The sequence below is a fragment of the Duganella paludis genome (assembly GCF_054461335.1).
Genome location: NZ_CM136922.1, coordinates 6,622,005 through 6,643,136, shown reverse-complemented (window position 1 = coordinate 6,643,136; position 21,132 = coordinate 6,622,005). Strand labels below are relative to the sequence as shown.

At 65.6% G+C, this 21,132-nt stretch carries 17 protein-coding genes; 3 read left to right on the top strand and 14 right to left on the bottom strand.

What is annotated here, in order from left to right; translation table 11 throughout:
• Positions 1 to 6 precede the first annotated feature (6 nt).
• The 11 genes from ACXZ1M_RS29205 to ACXZ1M_RS29155 are packed head-to-tail and all read right to left on the bottom strand — an operon-like array spanning position 7 to position 12,809.
• Complete coding sequence (locus tag ACXZ1M_RS29205) at positions 7 to 783, bottom strand: SDR family NAD(P)-dependent oxidoreductase (protein ID WP_459051092.1); 777 nt, start codon at positions 781 to 783, stop codon at positions 7 to 9.
• Positions 780 to 1,358, bottom strand: a complete 579-nt coding sequence (locus tag ACXZ1M_RS29200) for a cupin domain-containing protein (protein ID WP_459051091.1) — start codon at positions 1,356 to 1,358, stop codon at positions 780 to 782. Before ACXZ1M_RS29200 ends, ACXZ1M_RS29205 begins: the two co-directional genes overlap by 4 nt.
• A complete protein-coding gene (locus ACXZ1M_RS29195; protein WP_459051090.1) occupies positions 1,355 to 2,563 on the bottom strand; it encodes an MFS transporter in 1,209 nt (402 codons plus the stop codon). Before ACXZ1M_RS29195 ends, ACXZ1M_RS29200 begins: the two co-directional genes overlap by 4 nt.
• A 17-nt stretch (positions 2,564 to 2,580) precedes the next feature.
• Positions 2,581 to 3,711: an FAD-dependent oxidoreductase gene (locus tag ACXZ1M_RS29190; RefSeq protein WP_459051089.1), complete on the bottom strand. Its 1,131-nt coding sequence runs from the start codon at positions 3,709 to 3,711 to the stop codon at positions 2,581 to 2,583.
• Positions 3,712 to 3,740: 29 nt separating this feature from the next.
• Positions 3,741 to 4,079 (bottom strand): Rieske (2Fe-2S) protein, encoded by a 339-nt coding sequence (locus tag ACXZ1M_RS29185; protein WP_459051088.1) that lies wholly within the window; start codon positions 4,077 to 4,079, stop codon positions 3,741 to 3,743.
• A gap of 10 nt (positions 4,080 to 4,089) precedes the next feature.
• Positions 4,090 to 5,037 carry a VOC family protein gene (locus ACXZ1M_RS29180; RefSeq protein WP_459051087.1) on the bottom strand — a complete coding sequence of 316 codons (948 nt, stop codon included), beginning with the start codon at positions 5,035 to 5,037 and terminating at the stop codon, positions 4,090 to 4,092.
• A gap of 18 nt (positions 5,038 to 5,055) precedes the next feature.
• On the bottom strand, positions 5,056 to 6,216 hold the full coding sequence (locus ACXZ1M_RS29175) for an alpha/beta hydrolase family protein (protein WP_459051086.1): 1,161 nt from the start codon (positions 6,214 to 6,216) through the stop codon (positions 5,056 to 5,058).
• Between the two features lie 15 nt (positions 6,217 to 6,231).
• Positions 6,232 to 8,610 (bottom strand): efflux RND transporter permease subunit, encoded by a 2,379-nt coding sequence (locus tag ACXZ1M_RS29170; RefSeq protein ID WP_459051085.1) that lies wholly within the window; start codon positions 8,608 to 8,610, stop codon positions 6,232 to 6,234.
• Positions 8,607 to 9,794 (bottom strand): YCF48-related protein, encoded by a 1,188-nt coding sequence (locus ACXZ1M_RS29165; protein WP_459051084.1) that lies wholly within the window; start codon positions 9,792 to 9,794, stop codon positions 8,607 to 8,609. Before ACXZ1M_RS29165 ends, ACXZ1M_RS29170 begins: the two co-directional genes overlap by 4 nt.
• Positions 9,795 to 9,805: 11 nt before the next feature.
• Positions 9,806 to 11,155: a DUF1329 domain-containing protein gene (locus ACXZ1M_RS29160; RefSeq protein WP_459051083.1), complete on the bottom strand. Its 1,350-nt coding sequence runs from the start codon at positions 11,153 to 11,155 to the stop codon at positions 9,806 to 9,808.
• Positions 11,156 to 11,165: 10 nt separating this feature from the next.
• Positions 11,166 to 12,809 carry a DUF1302 domain-containing protein gene (locus tag ACXZ1M_RS29155; RefSeq protein ID WP_459051082.1) on the bottom strand — a complete coding sequence of 548 codons (1,644 nt, stop codon included), beginning with the start codon at positions 12,807 to 12,809 and terminating at the stop codon, positions 11,166 to 11,168.
• Positions 12,810 to 12,935: 126 nt separating this feature from the next.
• Here ACXZ1M_RS29155 and ACXZ1M_RS29150 point away from each other — a divergent pair, with 126 nt between their 5' ends.
• Positions 12,936 to 13,844, top strand: a complete 909-nt coding sequence (locus tag ACXZ1M_RS29150; protein WP_459051081.1) for a LysR family transcriptional regulator — start codon at positions 12,936 to 12,938, stop codon at positions 13,842 to 13,844.
• 101 nt (positions 13,845 to 13,945) lie between these two features.
• A complete protein-coding gene (locus ACXZ1M_RS29145; protein WP_459051080.1) occupies positions 13,946 to 14,737 on the top strand; it encodes a cyclase family protein in 792 nt (263 codons plus the stop codon).
• Positions 14,738 to 14,753: 16 nt separating this feature from the next.
• On the opposite strand, the gene ACXZ1M_RS29140 is transcribed toward ACXZ1M_RS29145, so the two are convergent.
• From ACXZ1M_RS29140 to ACXZ1M_RS29130, 3 genes are read right to left on the bottom strand one after another with little or no spacing between them, the layout of a single operon-like run.
• A complete protein-coding gene (locus ACXZ1M_RS29140) occupies positions 14,754 to 15,968 on the bottom strand; it encodes an ABC transporter substrate-binding protein (RefSeq protein WP_459054090.1) in 1,215 nt (404 codons plus the stop codon).
• A 44-nt stretch (positions 15,969 to 16,012) separates the two neighbouring features.
• Entirely contained in the window at positions 16,013 to 17,452 is a 1,440-nt protein-coding gene (locus ACXZ1M_RS29135; RefSeq protein ID WP_459051079.1) for a sensor histidine kinase, read from the bottom strand.
• Positions 17,453 to 17,458: 6 nt separating this feature from the next.
• Positions 17,459 to 18,142: a response regulator transcription factor gene (locus tag ACXZ1M_RS29130; protein WP_373987166.1), complete on the bottom strand. Its 684-nt coding sequence runs from the start codon at positions 18,140 to 18,142 to the stop codon at positions 17,459 to 17,461.
• 197 nt (positions 18,143 to 18,339) lie between these two features.
• Between ACXZ1M_RS29130 and ACXZ1M_RS29125 the strand changes: the two genes are divergently transcribed.
• On the top strand, positions 18,340 to 21,063 hold the full coding sequence (locus tag ACXZ1M_RS29125) for a TonB-dependent receptor plug domain-containing protein (protein ID WP_459051078.1): 2,724 nt from the start codon (positions 18,340 to 18,342) through the stop codon (positions 21,061 to 21,063).
• The last annotated feature ends 69 nt before the right edge of the window (positions 21,064 to 21,132 follow it).

Here is a 21,132-nt window from a genome sequence, read left to right as displayed (position 1 = left end):
GATTGATTAGTTTCCGTCGCTGATGGTGGTGCCGCCGTCGACCACCAGGGTCTGGCCGGTGATGAATGCGCCAGCGACGCTCGCCAGCATGACGACCACGCCGGCGATTTCGTGCGGTTCGCCGGGCCGTCGCAGCGGTGTTTGCACCATGCGGCGCGCCATGAAGGCGTCGTCGGCCAGCAGGCCGGCCGCCAGCGGCGTGCGGATCAAGCCTGGTGCAATGGCGTTGACCCGCACATTGTGCGGCCCCCATTCGACAGCCAGATTGCGCGCCAGCTGCGCCAGCGCCGCCTTGGACAGTCCGTACAAGCCGATCGCCTTGTTGCCGCGCAGGCCGGCGATGCTGGACATCAGGATCACGCTGCCGCCGCCGGCTTCCGCCATGGCCGGCAACAGCAAGCCGCACAGCGTTGCGGCGCTGCGCAGGTTGATGTCCATGACCGCGTCCCATTGCTGCGCATCGATCGCGTCTAGCGGACCAGCCGGCCCTTGTATGCCAGCGTTGCAGATCAAGACGTCGACGCGGCCATGCAGTTGCAGCGCCGCTGCGGCCAGTTGGCGCACCTGGTCCGGCTGCGACAGGTCGCAAGGCAGGGCATGCGCCTGATGGCCTTGTGCGCGCAGGGTTTGCGCCAACGCTTCGCAGTCGCCGGCGTGGTGGTCGGAGAGCAGGAGCGTGGCGCCATGCGCCGCCATGGCGTGCGCGATCGCCACGCCCAGGCCGCCGGCCGCGCCGGTGAGCAGGACGATGCGGTCGCGCAGATCGAACAGGAACGGCGTCATGCTTTGTTCAGCGCGGCGGCGATGGCCGGGTCGTAGGCACCGTCGATCAGCACGAACAGCATGCGGCAAGGGGCCAGCGAGCGGTTGGCCCAGGCGTGGTTGGTGCCACGCTGGATCACCACGCTGCCCGGCTTGAGCTGGACTTCGGAGTCGTCCAGCACCAGTGTCAGTTCGCCTTCGATCACAATGCCGTAGTCGACTGACTCGGTGCGGTGCATCAGCGGGTGCGGCGAATCGGCTTTCACGGTCGATGCGGCGGTGTCGCCGATTTCGCTGAAGGCGTCCTGCATGCGGGCGGCGCCGTGTGCCAGATAGTCCGCCGTATCGGGCGGGATGTCGACAAAGCGGATGCGCGTGCCGTGCGCCGGCGGCGGCAACACCAGCGGACCGGCGCTCGGGTCGGCGCCGTTGTCGACGCGGACCGGCGTGGCGGCGGTGCTCCACACTTCATGGAACACGGTACCGGGTATGGCCGCCAGTTCGATCACGGTGGGCAGTGCGCCGTTCGAGGTGACAATGGCCTTGCCGGCGGCGTCGTGGCCGGTGACGACGCGGTGGATGGGAGGGAAACTCATGGCAAACTCCTGACGATAAATTGACGGCCGGCGCGGGCGAAGCAAACGACGGCGATGATGGCGATAACCACGGCGGCGGTGCCCAGCATGCCGTAGCCGGCCTGCTGAACCAGCGTGCCACCCAGTACTGGGCCTATCGCCGCGCCGACCATCAGCATGGCCGGTGTGGCGCTTAGTGCGCGGCCGCCGGGTTCTAGCTGCGCCACCAGGCCGAAGGCGAAGGTGTGGGTGAAGATCATCACGGCGGCAAATACCGCGCCGGCGCCGGCATAGCTGGCGAAGCTGCCGCCATGTGCGATGGTCAAGGCCAGTGCGGCTTGTAGCACTGGGCCGGCCAGCACCACCAGGCGTGCAGGCCAGCGCTTTTCCAGCAGTGCGGCCAACGGCGCCGGAAACAGGTTGACGAAGCCCAGGGCGATAAGCACTCCGGTAACGGCGGCCGTGGTGTAGCCGCGATCCGCGCCGATACGCTCCAGGAAGCTGAACATCATGGCCTGCACCAATCCCATGCAGCCGATACCCAGTGCCGCGAACCACACGGCGCTGCTGACAGGCGCGGGCGGCGCGGCGGCGTCGCTGGCACCGGCGCTGGGATGTGGCGATGTGGCGGCCCCGCCGGCGCGGCCAGCGCGGCCCGTGGCGTCGGCGCCGCGCGGGAACATCGCGGCGCTGGTGCACGCTGCCACCAGCATCACCGCCGCCAGCGCGATGAACAGGGCGGTGCCTTCGTTGGCCGCCACAATCCCCGGCAGCGTGCCGAGAAAGACGATGGCAAACACGCCCAGCGCCATGCCGCACAAGGCGAACATGCGGTGCGGATTGGCGCTCAGGCCCGCCGTGCCGTGCGTGACGCTCAATGCGCTGCCGGCCGCGACTCCGGCCAGCCCGTGCAGCCCAGCCATCACCGTATACTCACTGGTGGTCGCCAGGCCGAGAAAGGCCAGCGCGGAAACCGCGAAGCCTGCGGTGGCCACCGCCCGCTTGTCCAGCCGCTGGAAGCGTGGCGCGCAAAACAGGCTGCTGGCGACTGCGCCGAGCAGGAATAGCGTCACCAGCGTGCCGGCCTGCTGCGGCGCCATGCCGTAGCGCGACATCAGCGTGCCGATCCAGACCGGCAGCGCCACCAGATCTACCATGCCTGCGCAGTGGGCGACCATCAGGGCGATGCGCCCACTCCAGTTTTCGTTGGTCTCGCGATTGTTCATGGCGGGGCTCCGGGCACTCAGATCGGTTCAGCCAGCGCGGCCAGCGTGGTGCGCATGATCTGCGCGTGTTCCGCCTTGTCGCCACCGGTGATTTCGATCTCGCCCAGACGGCCCGAGTTCTCAACCACCATGCGGCAGCGTTCCCAGCGGCGCGCGCCGAACTGCGTCAGCGCCTGCTCGACGCTGTCGGCGCGTTCCAGTTCCTCGGTCAGCACCAGCGCATCCTCGATGCCGATACAGGCGCCGGACGCCAGATGCGGCGTGGTGGCGTGCACGGTGTCGCCGATCAGCACTACGCGGCCGCGATGCCATGGCAGCTGCACCAGCAGCGATTCCAACGGGCGGTAGACGATCTGCGCATGGTCGCTGATTTGCTCGCGGCATTGCTGCATCAGCGGCGCGGAGAAGGGCGCCAGCAGTTCCGACAGCATGGGCGCGAACAGCTTGGGATCGACCATCACGTTGTCCACGCGGTCTTCGGTGACGAACAGGTACATCTCGTCCTTGGACACGGGATTGAGGCCGGTCTTGATCTTGGGACCGAGCCACATGCTGGCGCGATCCATGCCCGGTGTGCGCGGCAGCACAGCGCGCCACACGCACTGGCCGCTGTACTTCGGCTTCGCCGCCTCCGGCATGATGGCGGCGCGGGTATTGGAGTACAAGCCGTCGGCGCCGATCACCAGGTCGTACTCCTTGGTGGTGCCATCGGTGAAGGTGACTTCCACGCCGTCGTCGTGCTGGCGCAGCGCCGTGAAGGTGCAGCCCAGGCGCACATTGGCGCCGCTGGCGGTGGTCACTTCCGCCAGGATCTTGGCCAACACCGGCCGCATGATGGCGCCGCCGCCCGGCACGTCGGGACCGGCGATGCGCGGCGTCGGCAAGGAGGCCACCTGCTGCCCATGCGGCAGGAAGATGTCGACGCCGTCGTCTGCCGCGCCGCGTTCGAGGAACTGCGGCAGGATGCCCAAGGTCTTGAAGGCGCGCAGCGTCGCGCCGCCCAGGCTGATGCCAGCGCCATATGAGCGCCAGCCCGGATCGATTTCCACGATGTCGACGTTTAGCTGCTGCTTGCGCAGCTGGATGGCGGCCGCCATGCCTGAAAAGCCGCCACCGATGATGAGGATGTTTTTTGCTGGTGATGCCATTTTTGTCTCCGTTGCTTGTTGGTTCGGACCTACATGAGGTGTACTTCGCCGTCACCGTTGATGGTGATCGGCACCGGGGCCAGCGCCTCGCCAAGGCACGGGCCTTGCAGGCACACGCCGTCCTCGATGCGGAACAGCGCGCCGTGCGCGGCGCAGACGATGCGGCTGCCGTCGGCGTTGAGGTAGGCGTGCCGGCGCCAGGCCATGGGCGTATCGCCGTAGTGCGGGCACTGGTCGCGGTAGGCCAGCAGCCGGCCGCCCTGGCGCACCACGAACAGGCTGTCTTGCCCGCTGCGCTCGGGATCGAAGCCGCGTGCCTCGCCGTCGGGCAGGTCGGCCATACGGCACAGGAAGGTGGATGCCGGCATGGCCGCCTCCTTAGTGCGCCGCGCCCGGTGGCGGCGGGCCGCCCGGCGCCCATTTGTCGCGCGACTGGAACAGGAACAGTTGCGAGGCGTCGGCGCTCATCGGCGCGGTGCGCGCAGTCCATTCGGCGTCGTGCAGGTCCATGTCGGCGTCGTACTCGACGTGGCAGCCCAGGGGGCTGTTGAAGTACCAGAACCAGTTGGAGCCGAACTTGTGGCGGCCCGGCCCCCAGAATGATTGATAGCCTTTGTTGACGAAGCGCGTGCCGGCCTGCATCAGCTCCGTCGGCCCGCCCAGGTGGAAGGTGAAGTGCTCCACGCCCTGCATGAACGGCGGGGTCTGGATCAGGAACAGGGTGTGGTGGTCCAGCGTGCCGGCCGGTTGCAGGAAGGGACCGGCGCCGGCCAGACGGTCGGTGCAGCGGAAGCCGAGGCGTTCGGCGTAGAAGGCTTCGGCCTTGGCGGCATCCGGCACGAAGTACACCACGTGCGACAGCGTACGCGGCACGATGACCGCCGCTTCGTCCACCGCCACCACATTGGCAGCGCGTTGCGCCGGTGCGCCCGGCGCGTTGACGGTTTCGGCGGCGAGGCTGATGGTGCGGCGCACCGTCACCTGGAAGCCAAGCACGAAGCCCGAGTCGTCGCGGGCTTCGAACGAGCCGTCCGGCAGGCGGCGCACGTCGCGGTCCTTGCCCAATTCCGTCGCGATGGCGTCCAGCGTGGCGGCATCGGCCACGCCGTAGACGGTCTTGCGCAGCATGCTGCGGGTTGGCAGCGGCGCCGGCAGCGAAGCGTCGCTCTGATGGGCGATGACGATGGCGGTGCCGTCCAGCGCTTCGAAGCGGCCGCCGGCTGCGGTTACGCCGACCGGCGTCAGGCCGTAGTCGGTCAGGTATTGGGCGCAGGCGGCGACATCGTCAACGCCGAAGATCAGTGCATCTGGTCCGATAATTTTCATGAGTGTTCCTTGTTTGGTTCAGAGGGCGGTACGGCCGCCCAGGTTTTCCGCTACCCAGTCGGCGATGCAGGCGCCGGCGTTGGCCGAGTTGTCGAAGCTGGAGTGCTGCACGCCGCCTTCTCGCTCGGTGAAGATCTTCAGTTCGCGTTTGGGGCTGTTGACCAACTGGTCGTAGGTGCGCTGCGCCCAGTGCAGCGGGATCTGCGAATCCTTCTCGCCATGGGTGACCAGGAACGGCACCTTGATCTTTTCGACCACGCCGTCCAGGTGGACGTTTTCAGCGATGGCCATGAAGTCGTCCATGTCCTTGGCGCCCCATACCCAGCGCACGTGTTCCCAGTAGTGCGGCACCGGGAAGCTGCCTTCCTTCAGCAGTCGCTTCTTCTGTACGTCGCGCCAGTCATGGTTGGCGCCCCACACCACGCCGAGGGCGAAGCGCGGTTCGAATGCCACCGCGCGCGGGCAGTAGTAGCCGCCCAGCGATACGCCTTCCAGGCCGATGCGTTTGGCGTCGACGTCGTCGCGCTGTTCCAGCCAGTCGACCACTTTGCTGGCCCACAGTTCGCTGTTGTAGACGGCGGTCATGCCGTGCAGGCGCAGGGCTTCGCCGGTGCCCGGCTGGTCGATCACCAGCGAGGACACGCCGCGCTGCGCTAGCCAGCGTGGCAGGCCGACGCGGTATTTCATCTCCTTGGTCGAATCGAGGCCGTTGACCTGCACCAGGATAGGCGCGCGGCCGCTCACGCCCTCGGCGCGTACCAGCAGGCCGGAGATGTGGGCGTCGCCATATGGGATCTCGACGCGCTCGCAGTTTTCACCGGCCAGCGTGATGCCTTTGTTGAACACTTCGATGAAGCGCTGGTACAGGGCGGTGCGGCCTGCCGCGCCGTGGGCCTGCAGGCGTTCGGCGGTGAGGTAGTAGGTGGCGGCGCGGCCGTATTTGTCGCCGGCCGAGATCAGGCGGCCCTTGGTTTCGTCTTCTGCTGCCAGGTCGCACAGCTTGTCGGCCATGCGCGCCCAGGTGGCGCGGAAGGCTTGCGTGCCGGCGGCGTCGGGCTGCTTGGCCGCGTCCTGCAGCGGTGCGCACATCTCTTCGATCTCGCCGATGCGGGCGCCCATTTCAATGGCCAGGTCTACGGACAGGTTCCAGACGTAGTTGGTGGGGAAATAGCGAAACATTTGTACTCCTTGTGGTTAATTCGGTTGTTGCGGTGTGTGCGTTTTCAGCAGGAAGTGGCCCAGCGCCGGCACCAGGATCAGCGCGCCGAGCATGTTCCAGATGAACATGAAGGCCAGCAGCAGCCCCATATCGGCCTGGAACTTGATCGGGCTGGCGACCCAGGTGATGACGCCGATGGCGAGCGTGACGCCGGTCAGCATCACCACTTTGCCGGTGAAGAGCAGCGCGCGGTAGTAGGCGGCCGACAGGCTTTCGCCTTGGCGCAGCTGGGCCAGCGTGATGCTGAGGATGTAGAGCGCGTAGTCGACGCCAATGCCGACGCCGAGCGCGATCACCGGCAGCGTGGCGACCTTGACGCCCATGCCGAATGCGACCATCAGCGCTTCCGCCATGACGGAGGTCAGCATCAACGGCAGCACGGCCACCACCACCGCGCGCCATGAGCGGAAGGTGACGAAGCACAGCAGGATCACCGCGCCATACACCAGCAACAGCATGCTGCGCCAGGCTTCGCGCACCACGATGTTGGTGGCGGCCTCGATGCCGGCCGAGCCGGCGGCCAGCAGGAACTGGGTGTCCTTTGTGTTGTTGGCGGCGGCGAAGGCTTCCACGTGGCCGGTGACGCGCGCCAGCGTGTCCGCCTTGTGGTCGCGTAGATAGACGTAGACCGTCAGCAGGTTGCAGCTGTCGTTGTACAAGCCGCGCGGGGCGCCGGCGGTGACGGTGTTGAGCATGTCCTGGTTGGGCAGGAACTCGTACCATTTCGGGTTGCCTTCGTTCAGGCCGGCCAGCACGCGGCGGTTCAGCAGCGACAGGCTGTTGGTGCTCTCGACGCCGTCGATCTGGCGCAGCTGCCATTCCAATGCATCGATCTTGTTCAAGGTGTCGTATTGCGAGCATTGGCCGTCCGGTGTCTTGACCATGATGGCGAGGACGTCGCTGGAGGCGCCGTAGGCTGCGCTGAGCGCCGCCACATCGCGGTTGTAGCGGCTATCGGCGCGCAGCTCCGGTGCGCCGGGATCGAGGTCGCCGATCTTGAGCTGGGTGCTCATCGCATACGCGCCTGCGGCCAGCACCAGTGCGACAGCGATGGCGCCAGTGGCCCAGCGGCGGCTGGTGAAGCGGTCCAGGAAGGCCCACATGGCGTGGCGTTTGCGGCCGGCGGCGTCGCCGGCTTCGGCCTGCAGGCTGCGCGCCGCCGCCGAGGCGCTGACGCCGGTGTAGCTCAGCATGATGGGCAGCAGGATCAGGTTGGTGAAGATCAGCATGGCCACGCCCAGCGAGGCGGCGATGGCCAGTTCGCGGATGACGGCGATGTCGATGGTCGAGAGCACCGCAAAGCCGACGGCGTCCGCCAGCAGCGCGGTGAGGCCGGCCAGGAACAGGCGGCGGAAGGTGAAGCGCGCTGCGACCAGCTTGTGCATGCCGCGTCCGACGTCCTGCATGATGCCGTTCATCTTCTGTGCGCCGTGACTCATGCCGATGGCGAATACCAGGAAGGGGACCAGGATCGAGTACGGGTCCAGCGCGTAGCCGAGCAGCGGCAGCATGCCGAGTTGCCAGACCACCGCCACCAGCGATGCCAGCACCACCAGCGCGGTGGAGCGGGCGCAGCGCGTGTACCAGTAGACCATGGCGGTGGCGATGGCGACGGCGATGGCGAAGAACAGCAGCACCGCGCGCACGCCGTCGATCAGGTCTCCCACTAGTTTGGCGAAGCCGGTGATGTGGAGCTTGACGCCTTGCTGTTCGTATTTGGCGCGCAGGGCTTCCAGTCTTTGAGCGAACTGGCCGTAGTCGAGCGCTTTGCCGTCGCTGTCCTTGACCAGGATGGGAACGTAGATAGCGCTGGAGCTGGCGTCGAAGGCGACCAGTTGGCCGATTTCGCCGGAGCGGGCGATGTTGGCTTTCAGTTGCGCGAGGCTGGCGGCGCCGCCGTCGTAGCCGTCCGGGATGACCGGCCCGCCTTCGAGACCGTCTTCGGTGACGCCGACCCAGCGGGTGCCGGGCGTCCACAGGGATTTCATCTGATTGCGCGCCACGCCGGGGATGAGGAAGACTTCCTCGCTTAGCTTGCGCAGGGTTTCGAGGTAGGCGGCGTCGTAGATGCTGCCTTTGGGATTGTCGACCGCGATGCGTACGGCGTTGCCGAGGCCCGTTAACTCGTTCTGGTATTGCAGGTAGTTGGCGATGTAGGGATGGCTGGCCGGGATGGTTTTTTCGAAGCTGGCGTTGATGGTCAGTTTCGTGGCTTGCCATCCGAGTGCGATGGTGAGCAGGGCGCAGATGATTACCACCAGCAGGCGATGGTTGAACAACAGGCGTTCGATCAATGAGCCGGATTTGGTGTCGAACTGCGACAGTTCGCCGGGGGAGACGTCGTGCAGGTTCATTGCTTGGCTCCTGCGACAGGTTTGATGCCTTGGATGCTCAGCGCGAGCAGGCCTCCGTTATTCAGGGCCAGGATGGCGTTCAGTGGTGGCATCGGGGCGGCGTTGGTCGGCACCAGGGCCTGGTCGCGCACGGTGAGCAGCATGCCGGCTTGGTTGGCCAGGACCAGCGTGCCGTCGGCGCGGGCGGTGGAGGCGGTGATCGAGACTGGCATGGGGCTGGCCAGTTGCTGCCAACTGCGTCCCGCGTCGGTGGAGCGCCAGGCGTTGCCGCGCAAGCCGGCTATCAGCATGTCCGTGGCGCTGGTAAGTTCCGAGGTGAAGAAGCTGCCCTGGTAGGGCACGGTCAACTGGCGGAAGCTGCGGCCGGCGTCGGTGGAGAGCAGGGCCAGACCGCGTTCGCCGGCGAGCAGGATGGTGTCGCCGTTGGCGCGCACGGTGTTCAGGTGCAGGCCTTTTGGATTGCTAATGCGATCCATCCATGGCGTCCAGGTGCGGCCGTTGTCTTCGCTGGCGAGGGCGATGCCGTAGGCGCCGACCGCCAGGATGCGGCCCGCGCCGAGCAGGCAGACGTCCAGCAGCGGTTTGTCGGCGCCGTCGGCCACCAGGCGTTCGGCGTCGCGCAGGGCGAAGGCATCGTTGGATTTCTTGGCTGCCTCCAGCGCCAGCGCCGCCAGGCGTTGGCCGTCCAGCACGCGCTGCCAGTGGGCGCCGCCGTCGCTGGTGGTCAGTACGACGCCGGCGTGGCCGACGGCGACGCCATTGCGGGCGTCGGCGAAGCGGACGGCGGTCAGGGTGACGCTGACCGGGACATCCGCCTGCTGCCAGCGTTGGCCGTTGTCGTCGGTGAGCAGGATGATGCCGCGCTCACCGACGGCAACGACGCGCGATCCGGCATGCGCCGCGCCCAGCATCACCGACTGCGCCGCCTGCCGCGACAGCACGGCCGGCCGCAACTGCGCCGCCACGACTGCCTCCGCCTGGCGCGGTTGCACCGTGGGCTGCGATTGCGCTGGCATCGCTGCTACCGCATCGCGCGGCTGCGCGGCTTGCGTGGTCGCGAGCGCGTTCGGCGCGGCCTCGCGTGGCGTGGTCTGCGCCGCGCCTGCCGCCGTCGCTGCGGCTGGAAGCAGCGATGCCGCCAGCGCGCCGCAGAGCAGGCCGCTACGCAGCCCGCGTATATTCATCGACCGCTGCATCAACGCGCACCTTCCCCGGCCATGGCATCCGGCGTGAACACGCTGTCCTGATAGCGCGGTTTCAACGGATACTGCGCCGCCTTGGCGTTATACAGATTCCCCACAAAGCCCGTTCCCGAAATCAGATCCGCAAAACCAAACGCGCCAATCACGTTGCCCGGCAAATCCGGCGCCACGAAAGTCTGCGACCACAGCGTCTTCCACAGCTGACCATTGGCATCCCAGCGGTCGCCGAGCACGCAGTTCCAGGTGTCTTCGTCGCAGTAGTAGCGGCTCTTCGGCGCCTGATGCCGTTGGCCGGCGCGCAAAGTCGCTTCCACCACCCACACACGGTGACGCTCCCAACGCACATGATCCGGATTCAGATAAGCCTTGCCCATCACCTCCGCATCGGTCTTTGGCTGCAGCAGCTTGTTGCCGTTGTACGGAATCAGCATCTCCTGCTTGCCGATCAGCTTCCAGTCGAAACGGTCGGTGCGGCCGTTCCAGGTTTCGATCTCGTCGAAGCTCATCACGCCCGCCGTCGATGGCGTCGGCGTGTCGCAGCAGGGATTCGGCAGCTTGCGCACGCGACGCTGGCCGGTCAGGTAAACCCAGGCCTGGTCCTTGCTGGTGTCGATATTGGTGCGGCCGACAATCGCCTCGCCGGCGCGGATCGGCGGACCGGAGTTGATCAGGCGCAGAAGCCAGAATTCGTTCGACTTCGCAAACTGCTCCGGCGTGCCGTCCTGCAGGTAGTACGGCATCTGCTGATCGCCGATGCCGCTGGTGGTCAGCACGGCTTTGCCGTCGGCGGTCAGCTGGTACTGGTTGACGTGGAACTGCCACGACGTGCCGCGCCAGCGCAGCATGTGGTTCCACATGACTTCCGCACCGGTCTTCGGCAGCGGGAAGGGAATGCCGCCGTAGGCGCCGGCCGGAATATCGCCATTCAGCTTGGCGCGCGTGGCGTTCTTGAAGGTGTTCTCATACACCCATGCCGGCGCTGCGGCCGTGCGGTGGGTAGGATAGACGTCGAGCCGGAATTCCGGATACTTCTTCAGCAGCGCCTTGGTGCCATCGGTAAGAACGGCAGCGTACTGTTCGGCGTTCTTGGCACTCACCACGTACAGCGGCTTCTCGTCCTTGAACGGATCGCCGCGACGGCCGCCGGCTTTGTCGCCGGCGATGGCGTTGGTGTGGCCGCCGGTCCAGGCGGGAATGCTGCCATCCTTGTTGCCGGCTTTTTCGCCGCCCAGCGGTGTCAGTTCGGATTTCAGTTTCGCCGCTTCTTCAGGCGTCACGCCGGCAAAGGCGGGAAGGGTGGCCAGCAGCGCGGCCAGCATGGCGATGTTCAAACGTGGGTTCATTCTTGTCTCCTTAGAAGGTGCGGCGCACGGACAGTGCGATGTAGTCGCGGTCGGCCAACGGATTGCCGCTGCTGTAGACGGCGTGGCCGCCGGTCAGCAAAGGCTTGTAGTTGACGAACGGTTCGGGCGCACCCAGATATTTGTTGTAGTTGATGCTGAACTGCCATACACCCTGCCAGGTGCCTTCCAGTCCCAGCGTGGCGGTGCCGGTATGCTCGGCGCCCCAACCGAGGCCGGTCACGGACGAATTGCCATCGACGACATAGCGCAAACCCAGCGGCACGTTCACGTCCAGGCCAGGCAGCACCTGGCGATAGCTCGGCGAGAAGATCACCTGCAGCGCAGTGGCGTCGCGCGTGCGCAGCTCGTCCAGCATATGGTCCGGATCATCCTTGGACAGTGCGCGGTTCCAGGCCAGTTCACCGACCAGCGTCGATTCGCGCGCCAGGAAGTTGGGCGCCAATGACGTCAGCCACGAGAGGTTGATGTGCGCCGTGCGGCCGGTGGCGTAACGCGGCGCCGCCTGCACGTTCGGGTAGACGATGTTCGCGTTCGTCAGCGGCATGTTGTTGCGGGCCGAGACTTCCAGCGACAGGTTGGTATTGCCGATCGACTGCGTGGCGCTGAAGCCGGCCGTGGTCACCGCATCCGGGAACACGTAGTACCAGCTACCCGGCGCCGGACTGGTGACGTTCAGCTTCGAATACAGCACGCCCGACTTGTCGTGATAGCGCGCCGCATAGAATCCCAGGTCGGTTTCGTCCAGCCGCCATTTGAGCTGCGCGCCGAACTGGCCGCTGTCGGAAGGCTTGCGTTCGCCGCCGGCCAGCAGCACGCTGGTGGTGATCACCTCCGGCATGCTGGAACCCCAGATCGGATTGGCGGTGCTGAAGTAGCTGCCGGCCGGCGCCATGCGGTCGGCCTCCCAGTGGAACTGGTAGTAGGCGCCGAGCATGACGTCGCGGCTCAGCTGCACTTGTCCGGACAGTTGCGGCACCGGGCGTATGATCTCCTTGAACTGCGCGTTCGGCGAGGATTGCAGCTTCCACACGTCGATCGGTCCCTGCGCGCGGGCGATGCCGTTATCGCCGAAGAACAGGGTTTCGCCGTACACCAGAGCGTGCTGGCCCAGGCGCGCGGTAAGCTTGCGGCCTTCGTCCAGCTGCCAGCCGCCGAAGATGAAGGCGTCCAGCAGCTCGGCCTTGCGGCCGGCCAGCTTGCGGGTGTCTCGCGGGAAGGCGTTGAACGGCGATTGGCCGTTCAGCGTATCGGCGGCGTCGCTGGCGCCGTCATAGGAAAAGTCGTACCAGGCGGCGCCGCTGACGCGCAGGCCGAAGTCCTTGCGGAACACGGCGTCGAATTCGGTCAGCAGGTCCACGCGCTTGGACACCACGCCCTGGTTGCGGAAGTTGTCGTCGCCGGCGTTGAAGTTCAGCGCCTGCGGGAAGGCCGATGCGGGAACGCCGGGCACCAGCAGTCGCGTGCTGTTGACCAGCGCCGGATCGGCATCGTGCAGGCGGTACAGGGTACTGGCCTTGATCGTGTTATCGAAGCGCAGGCTCCAATCGGGATTGTCGATCTCCAGTTCCGTAGCCTGGGCGTAACCGGCGGCCAGCATGGCGGCGGCTGCCCAGGTGAGGTGCAGTTTTCTCATTCACGTCTCCATCAATATTTTTGTAGTTGGAGATCGCAGTTTGCGTCAGCGCGTTATATGTGTAAAATTGATTGCATGCATTCGTAGTATCGATTTTATGGATACATATAAAAAACAGGAGACAGAATGCGTTTCAATAAGCTGGATTTGAACCTGCTGGTGGCGCTGGACGCCATGTTCAGGCTGCGCAGCGTGAGCCGCGCGGCCGAGCAGCTGCACATGAGCCAATCGGCGCTCAGTAGTTCGCTGGCGCGCCTGCGCGAGTATTTCGATGATGAGTTGCTGGTGCAGGTGGGCCGCCAGATGGAGCTGACGCCGCGCGCCGAAGTGCTGCGCGAGGCCGTGCGCGATGTGCTGGTGCGGGTCGACACCACCATCACCGCGATGCCGAGCTTCGATCCCACGCAGTCGGACCGCGAGTTCCGCATCTTCGTATCGGACTTCACGATGGCGGTGCTGATGCCGCATTTGCTGTCGTTGGCGCAGGAGGAGGGCAGCACGGTGCGCTTCCACCTGATGCCGCAAACGCGCCAGCCGCAACGCACGCTGGAGCAGGGCGACGCCGACCTGCTGGTGATCCCGCAGGATTACTGCTCGGCCGACCATCCGACCGAGATGCTGTTTGAAGAAGAGTTCTGCTGCGTGGCGTGGGACCAGAGCCGCTTCGCGCGCGATGGCCTGACGCTCGATCAGTACAAGGCCGCCGGCCACGTGGTGATGCAGCCGCCGGGCATGGACCGCTCGTTCGAAAACCGCTTCATGGATGGTGCAGGCATCTCGCGCCGGGTGGAGGTGACGTCGTACAGCTTCCTCACGGCGGCCTATCTGGTGCTCGGTACGGAACGCGTGGCCACCATCCATCGCCGCCTGGCGGACCTGATCCAGCGCGGGCTGCCCTTGAAGGTGATGCCGCTGCCGGTGAAGATGAATAATATGGCGCAGGTCATGCAATGGCATAAATACCGCACGCAGGACCCAGGCCTGGTATGGCTGCGCGGCCTGCTGCATCAGGCAGTGCTGAGGATGGATGCATGAATCGATGGCGTCGATAACAGCAATCGATATAAATCATTGTACAGCGGAGGAGGCGCTCCTTAGCATGCGTCAGCCTATACGCATCAATGAAAGGAAGTACCATGCCTCGCCGTTTTGTCGATCTGTCGATTTACCTGGAAAACGAAGTGCTGTCCGATCCGCCGATACTGGCGCCGAAGATCGAGTACCAGACCCACAAGGAAACGGTGGGTGAATTCATGCACATGCTGCCGGGGACCAAGGCCAGCGATTTCCCCGACGGCGAAGCCGCCGCCGCCGAGTGGGTGCGCCTTACCACGCACAGCGGCACGCACCTGGACGCGCCTTACCACTTCCACTCGACCATGAACCGTTCGCTGGGCGAGGCGGAACGCTCCATCACCATCGACGAAGTGCCGCTGGAATGGTGCTTCCAGCCGGGCGTGAAGCTGGACTTCCGTCACCTGCCGGACGGCCACGTGGTCAGCGCCGCCGAGGTGGAAGCGGAATTGAAGCGCATCGGCCACACCTTGTCGCCGCTGGAAATCGTGGTGGTGAACACGCGCGCCGGCTCGCGCTACGGTCAATCGGACTATGTCAACTGCGGCTGCGGCATGGGCTACGAAGCCACCATGTACCTGCTCGAACGCGGCGTGCGCCTGACCGGCACCGACGCCTGGAGCTGGGACGCGCCGTTCAGCTACACGGCCAAGAAAATCGCCGAGACGGGTGACGTCAGCCTGATCTGGGAAGGCCACAAGGCCGGGCGCGACATCGGCTACTGTCACCTGGAGAAGATGCACAATCTGGAGTCGCTGCCGCCGACCGGCTTCACCATCAGCTGCTTCCCGCACAAGATCCGCCGCGCCTCGGCCGGCTGGACCCGCGCGGTGGCGATCTTCGAAGACGCCTGATTCTTCGGCGCTTCCCTCAGCGCGCGGCCGGCGCCTGCGCCGCTACTTTGGCCAGGCGCCGCATGGCTTCCTTGGCGCTCATGCTGTCCTGGTTCCAGTACTGGCGGATCACGTCCCAGATCGCCAAGGTCGTAGCGTAGGGCAGTCCCATGCCATGCGTGAAGCTGGGCAGCAGCGTGCCCCGCTTGGCGCTGGCGGCGAAATCCTTGCTGGACTGGCGCGCGCATTCATCGAAACGGTCCATCTTCACGTCCTGTCGTACCGGGATCGATCCCTTGGCCAGATTGAAGGCCTGCTGGAAGTCCTTGCCCATTACCGCTTTCGCCAGGTCCTGTTGCGCGGCCTGATTGGCGGCGCTCACCTTGAACAAGGCCAGCGAATCGATATCGAAGGTGAACGCGCCCGCCGATCCCGGCGCGGGAGTGCACAGGATATCGATGCCGGGCACCTTGCCGGCGGCGGTGATCTCGCTCTTGGCCCAGTCGCCCATCAACTGCATGCCCGCATCGCCTTTGATCAATGCGGCGGTGGCGGCCACCCAGTCGCGATTCTTGTTGTGCGGTTCGGTGTACTGCTTGATGCGCTTGAAGGTCAGCAGCACCTGTTCCATCTGCGGGCTGTCGAGCGCCGCCGGATCGCGCTGCATGAAGGCGCGGCGATAGAAGTCCGCGCCGGCGATGCCGATCACCACGGTCTCGAATGTGCCGAGGTCCAGCCAGGACTGGCCCGAATAAGCCAGCGGCGCAATGCCCGCCTTGCGCATGGACTCGGCCACGGTAAAGAACTCTTCCCAAGTGGCGGGCAGTTTGGCGTTGACCTTCTTCAGCGCGGCGGCGTTCACCCACAGCCAGTTCACGCGGTGTACGTTGAGCGGCGCGGCGACATAGTGGCCATTGAACTTCATAGTGTCGATGACGATCTTCGGCAACAGCGCGTCCCAGTGCTCGGCGCGCGCCAGGGCGTCGATATTGGCCAGCTTGCCGGCGTTGGCCCATTCCTGTATCGACGCGCCCTTGATCTGCGCGGCGGTGGGCGGGTTGCCCGACATGACGCGGGAGCTGAGCAAGGTCATGGCGAGCCCTCCGCCGCCGTCGGCCACGGCGAAATCCTTCCATGCGTGACCCTTGCTACGGATCGAGGTTTTCAGCTGCGCCAGCGCGCTGGCCTCGCCGCCGCTGGTCCAGAAGTGGAGCACTTCGACTTCGCCGGCGTGGCAGTGCGTGGCCAGCATGGCGCATGCGGCTATGTTGACGGCTGCGGGGATGAGCCGGCGCTTCACGGCTGTGCTCCAGCAACCGGCTCGGCCGCCGGGGCCGGCGAAAGCGCGAGCCGCACCACCACGCGCAGGCCATGCGGCTGCAGGTTCTCAAGCGTCACGGCGCCCTGATGACGCTCAACGATCTCCTTGACGATCGCCAGCCCAAGGCCGCAACCATTGCCGCCATAGGTGGCGCGCACGAAGCGTTCAAACACGCGGCCATGTTCCTCGGGCGGGATGCCGGGGCCGTTGTCCTCGACGATCAGCAGGCCGGCGCCATCCTCTTCGCGCACGCGCACTGTCAGTTCGGCGCGCACGCCTGCATACTGGATCGCGTTGTCGACCAGGTTGCTGAGCGCTTCGCGCAACAGCATGGCGTTGGCGAGCACCGTGACGGCCGCTTCGCCTTCATCCAGGCCAAGATCCTGGCCGGCCCGCAGCGCGCGCGGCACCATCTGCGCCACCATGTCGCGCGCCACCAGGCGCAGGTCCACGCGTTCCCGCGCCAGCGTGGCGGCGGCTTCCGGTTCGGCGTGGGCCAGCGCCAGGAGCTGCGACACCAGGTGCGCGCTGCGCGTTGCGCTCTGGTTCACCAGCTCCAGGCGCTTGCGCTGTTCATCATCGGTGGCCGCCGCCAGCGCCAGCTTGGTCTGGCTCTGCAAACCGGCCAACGGCGTGCGCAGTTGATGGGCCGCGTCGCCGATAAAGCGTTTCTGCGCGCCGATCTGCCGCTGCACTGCCGCCAGCAGGTCGTTCAAGGCGCCGGCCAGCGAGCGTAGTTCCACCGGGGCCAGGTCCAGCTTCAGGGGCGTAAGGTCGTTCGGTGCGCGGCTCTCCACCTCATGCCGCAAGCGCGCCAGCGGCGCCAGGCCGGCGCGGATGCCGTAGCCGACGATCATGGTCGTCAACAGCACCAGCACGGACAAGGGCAGCAGCGTGTCGGCCAGGATGGCGCGCGCCAGCTCCTCGCGATTGGCGCTGCTGCGCGCCACTTGCACCAACATGGTTTGCCTTGGCGCGCTGATGTCGCCGAAGCCCACATACAGCGCGACGATGCGCATCGGCTTGGCCGGCCCGCTGGCGCCTTCGGCCGGCGCCACCATGCTGTCGTAGAAGTAGGGCGTGTCGAGCAGGCGCTTGGCCACCGGCGGCGGCGCCGGCAGGTTGTTATTCCCTAGGATGAAACTGCCGGGCGGCGTGCCCACCGTGTACATCAGGCGGTCGTTGGGATCGGCCTCCAGCACGTCCTGCGCGGCGCGCGGGAAATCGATCAGCAATCCCTGGTCGATGGGCTTCAGTTGCCGCAGCAGCGCGCGCGATGCCTGTACCAGGCTGGCGTCGATGGCGCGGTTAGCGTACTTCTCCACCAAACGGTAGGTCGCCAGGCCGCCGGCGAGCCACAACACCAATTGCGGCAGGATGAGCCACAACATCAGCTTGCGCGAGAGGGAGACCATGCCTGCCTAGCCGGCGGAGTTGGATTCTTCGAGCAGGTAGCCCAGGCCGCGCACGGTGCGGATGTCCAGGCCGGAGCCTTCAAGGCGGCGGCGCAGGCGATGGATGTAGACCTCAATGGCGTTGCCGGCGCCGACACCACCGCCGTCGTTGGCCCACACCTGGGTAATCTGGTCCTTGGTGACGACGCTGTCGCGGTGGATCAGTAGCAGTTCCAGCAGCGTGTATTCGCGCGGACTCAGTTCCAGCGCCTGGCCATGCACGGCGGCGCGGCGGTTCTTGGCGTCGAAGATCAGGTGCGCGCAGCTCAGTTCCGCGCTGGCGGTGGCGGCTTTCGCACGGCGCAGCAAAGCGCGCAGGCGCGCTTCCAGTTCCGGGAAGTCGAATGGCTTGGTGATGTAGTCGTCGGCGCCGGCGTTAAGGCCGGCGACGCGACTCTCCAGCGCGTCCTGCGCGGTGAGCACCACCACCGGCATCTGCTGGTTCCCCGCGCGCAGTTCGCGCAGCACGGAGAGGCCGTCGACCATTGGCAGGCCCAGATCAAGGATAGCCAGGTCGAAGTGATGGCGCTGTAACAGGTATTGGGCGACCGGGCCGTTCGGCGCCAGTTCCACCGCGTAGCCAAGGCCGCGCAATTGCGCGCTCAGGGCGTCGGCCAGCATGGTGTCGTCTTCTGCGAGGAGTATTTGCATGGGCAAAGTTTAACAATATATGAACCGGGATACCACAAACATCGATCATGAAACTGATTGTATGTGCAACTTCACATTTTCAAGATTTACATGAGATTAATGCGATGCTATATTTTATTAACGATTGTTAATGTTAAGTTTAAACTGAAAACGATCCGAGCAAAAAACTAATAAATAGACGATCTAGGAGACCCAAGTTGAATAAAACGCCATACAAGCAAAAAGCCCTGGTAGCGGCCATCAGCGCCATCCTGGCTGGTACTTCCGCCTTCGCCAGCGCCCAGAGCGAAGCGCCGCAGGACGCCGCCAACGAAGCCGCCAATCAAGCCGCAGCGAAGCCGGTACCGACCGATAACGTGGTCACCGTGACCGGCACCAGCATCCGCGGCATCGCGCCGGTGGGCGCGGGCCTGACCAAGATGAGCATCGCCGAAATCGCCGCCACCGGCGCCACCACCGGCACCGAAATGCTGCGCGCGCTGCCGCAACTGAACAACTTCAACACCACCGGCAACAACACCGGCAGCAACCAGGCCAACTTTGTCGACCAGCCAGCGGTGCACGGCATCGGCGTCGGCAACGGCGGCGGCGGCCTGACCCTGCTGCTGCTGGACGGCCACCGCTTGCCCGGCGCCGGCATCAACCAGACCGCACCGGACGCCGGCGGCATTCCGCTCTCCGCCCTGCAGCGCGTGGAAGTGATGGCCGATGGTGGTTCCTCGATCTACGGCTCGGACGCGATCGCGGGCGTGGTCAACTTCGTCACCCGCCGCAATTTCAACGGCGCCGAAACGGGCTTCAACACGGGCGCCAGCAGCGGCTACCGCACCACCAATTTCAGCCAGCTGCTCGGCAAAACTTGGGAAGAGGGCGGCTGGCTGCTGTCCTACGAACATACGCACAACACCGCGTTGAACGGCACCCGGCGCGATTACATCGTCAACGACCAGCGTCCTTACGGCGGCGCGGACACCCGTTCGACCAGCTGCGTCCCTGCGAACATCTCGATGAACGGCGCGGCCTACAAGTTGAGCGCGGCCGGCGCCATCACGCCGGGCACCAACACCTGCGAGGCCAATCGCGCCACCGACCTGTATCCGGCGCAGACCCGCGATTCGCTGTTCAGCTCCGTGCGCCAGCGTGCCGGCGAGAGCGTTGAGCTGTACGGCAGCGTGCTGGCTTCGCACCGCGAAGTGAAGAGCGGCGTGGCCGGCGACGGCATCACCAGCGGCGGCACCACGGTGAACGTGCCATCTTCCAGCCCGTTCTACCTGCCGATCAACGGCTCGACCGCGACGCAGTCGGTCACCTACAATCCATCGGGTGACTTCGGCCCGGTCTTCACCAACAACATCAAGACCAAGACGCTGTCGGTGGTGGCGGGCGCCAACGTCGAGCTGTCCGGCGGCTGGAACGCCAAGGTGGAACTGAACTACGGCCTGGAACGCGACGACGTGCGCAACCACGGCATCGACCAAGCGTTGGCCAATACCAGCGCGGCCAACGGCATCTTCAACCCATACGGCGTTGGCGCCGCCACCGACAAGGCCCTGCTGGCCCGCATCGGCAATTATGAAACCCGCTACTACGCCCGCCAGACCTTGAAAGAGGCGCAGGCCAAGCTGGATGGCGGCCTGTTCGCCATTCCCGGCGGCGAAGTGAAACTGGCGGTCGGCGTCGACGTGCGCCAGGAAGGCTTCGACGGCCTGGTGGTCACCGGCCAGCGCGATGCCGGCACGCCTTACAGCGCCGGCGGCACCCGCACCAGCCGCTCGGTATTCGGTGAATTGTTCTTCCCTGTGGTGGGTAGCGCCAATCGCATGGCCGGCGTGCAGAAACTCGACTTGTCGCTGGCCGCGCGCTACGACAACTACAGCGACGTCGGCGCCACCACCAATCCAAAGGCCGGCGTAACCTGGACCGTGGTCGATGGCGCGCAGATCCGCATGAGCGCCGGCCGCTCCTTCCATGCTCCTAGCCTGGCCGATGCCGGCACCGCCATCGACACCCGCGCGATCCGCTTCCCTTGCGTACCGGGCGCCTACATCGGCTGCAACAGCGCCGGCGCGTCCGACTACACGGTGGTGCTGGCAGGCGGTAACAGCAGCCTGAAACCGGAGAAGGCCAAGACTTTCAACGCCGGCTTCGACCTGTCGCCATCGATGCTGAACGGTGTGAAGCTCAGCATGTCCTACTTCCTGATCGACTACAAGGACGTGATCACCTTCCCGACCTTCGGCCCGGTGGTCAATCCGCTCGGCGCCTATGACAAGTACCGTACCACGCGTCCCGCCGGCACCACCGATGCGCAATGGCTGGCGATCATCCAGCCATTGCTGAATGGCTTCCGCCACGACGGCCAGGTGTATCCGGACGTCAGCGGGCTGCCGACCGCCGTGTATGACCTGCGCCGCCAGAACTTTGCCGATGAACGCATCCACGGCATCGACTTCGATATCGGCTACGCCTTCCGCACGGACCTGGGCAAGTGGAACCTGAACCTGGCCGGCACCCGCATGCTGAAGTTCGACCAGATGGTGCCAGGCGTGGCCGACACCATCGACCTGCTGGGCACCAGCTACGCCATCAAGATGAAAGCACGCGCGCAGCTTGGCTGGTCGAGCGGCAACGTGGCCGGCAGCGTGTTCTTGAACCACACCGGCGGCTATCGCAACGCCATCTCCAGTGGCGTGCAGAAGGTCACCTCGTTCAATACGGTGGACACCAACTGGGCCTGGACCCTGCCGAACAACGACGGCTGGTTGAAAGGCCTGAAGCTGACGGCCAACATCAGCAACATCTTCAACCGCAATCCGCCGGTGTTCTACACCAGCGGCACCAACGGCATCATCGGCTATGACGCCAGCGTGGCTTCGGCGCTGGGCCGCGTGGTCTCGGTCGGCGTGCACAAAGACTGGTAAGCAGCACCCACGGCGGGCGCGGTTGGCGCCCGCCGTGTTCCTTTATTTTTACTGATTGAGAGATTAAAC

Excerpts from the sequence above, each read along its gene's own strand:
- ACXZ1M_RS29145 (WP_459051080.1), top strand. The coding sequence starts at position 13,946 with ATGCCTCGCCGTTTTGTCGATCTGTCGATTTACCTGGAAAACGAAGTG.
- ACXZ1M_RS29165 (WP_459051084.1), bottom strand. The coding sequence starts at position 9,794 with ATGAATATACGCGGGCTGCGTAGCGGCCTGCTCTGCGGCGCGCTGGCG.
- ACXZ1M_RS29175 (WP_459051086.1), bottom strand. The coding sequence starts at position 6,216 with ATGTTTCGCTATTTCCCCACCAACTACGTCTGGAACCTGTCCGTAGAC.
- ACXZ1M_RS29185 (WP_459051088.1), bottom strand. The coding sequence starts at position 4,079 with ATGCCGGCATCCACCTTCCTGTGCCGTATGGCCGACCTGCCCGACGGC.
- ACXZ1M_RS29140 (WP_459054090.1), bottom strand. The coding sequence starts at position 15,968 with ATGCTGGCCACGCACTGCCACGCCGGCGAAGTCGAAGTGCTCCACTTC.
- ACXZ1M_RS29170 (WP_459051085.1), bottom strand. The coding sequence starts at position 8,610 with ATGAACCTGCACGACGTCTCCCCCGGCGAACTGTCGCAGTTCGACACC.
- ACXZ1M_RS29150 (WP_459051081.1), top strand. The coding sequence starts at position 12,936 with ATGCGTTTCAATAAGCTGGATTTGAACCTGCTGGTGGCGCTGGACGCC.
- ACXZ1M_RS29190 (WP_459051089.1), bottom strand. The coding sequence starts at position 3,711 with ATGGCATCACCAGCAAAAAACATCCTCATCATCGGTGGCGGCTTTTCA.
- ACXZ1M_RS29155 (WP_459051082.1), bottom strand. The coding sequence starts at position 12,809 with ATGAGAAAACTGCACCTCACCTGGGCAGCCGCCGCCATGCTGGCCGCC.
- ACXZ1M_RS29205 (WP_459051092.1), bottom strand. The coding sequence starts at position 783 with ATGACGCCGTTCCTGTTCGATCTGCGCGACCGCATCGTCCTGCTCACC.
- ACXZ1M_RS29130 (WP_373987166.1), bottom strand. The coding sequence starts at position 18,142 with ATGCAAATACTCCTCGCAGAAGACGACACCATGCTGGCCGACGCCCTG.
- ACXZ1M_RS29180 (WP_459051087.1), bottom strand. The coding sequence starts at position 5,037 with ATGAAAATTATCGGACCAGATGCACTGATCTTCGGCGTTGACGATGTC.
- ACXZ1M_RS29135 (WP_459051079.1), bottom strand. The coding sequence starts at position 17,452 with ATGGTCTCCCTCTCGCGCAAGCTGATGTTGTGGCTCATCCTGCCGCAA.
- ACXZ1M_RS29200 (WP_459051091.1), bottom strand. The coding sequence starts at position 1,358 with ATGAGTTTCCCTCCCATCCACCGCGTCGTCACCGGCCACGACGCCGCC.
- ACXZ1M_RS29160 (WP_459051083.1), bottom strand. The coding sequence starts at position 11,155 with ATGAACCCACGTTTGAACATCGCCATGCTGGCCGCGCTGCTGGCCACC.
- ACXZ1M_RS29195 (WP_459051090.1), bottom strand. The coding sequence starts at position 2,563 with ATGAACAATCGCGAGACCAACGAAAACTGGAGTGGGCGCATCGCCCTG.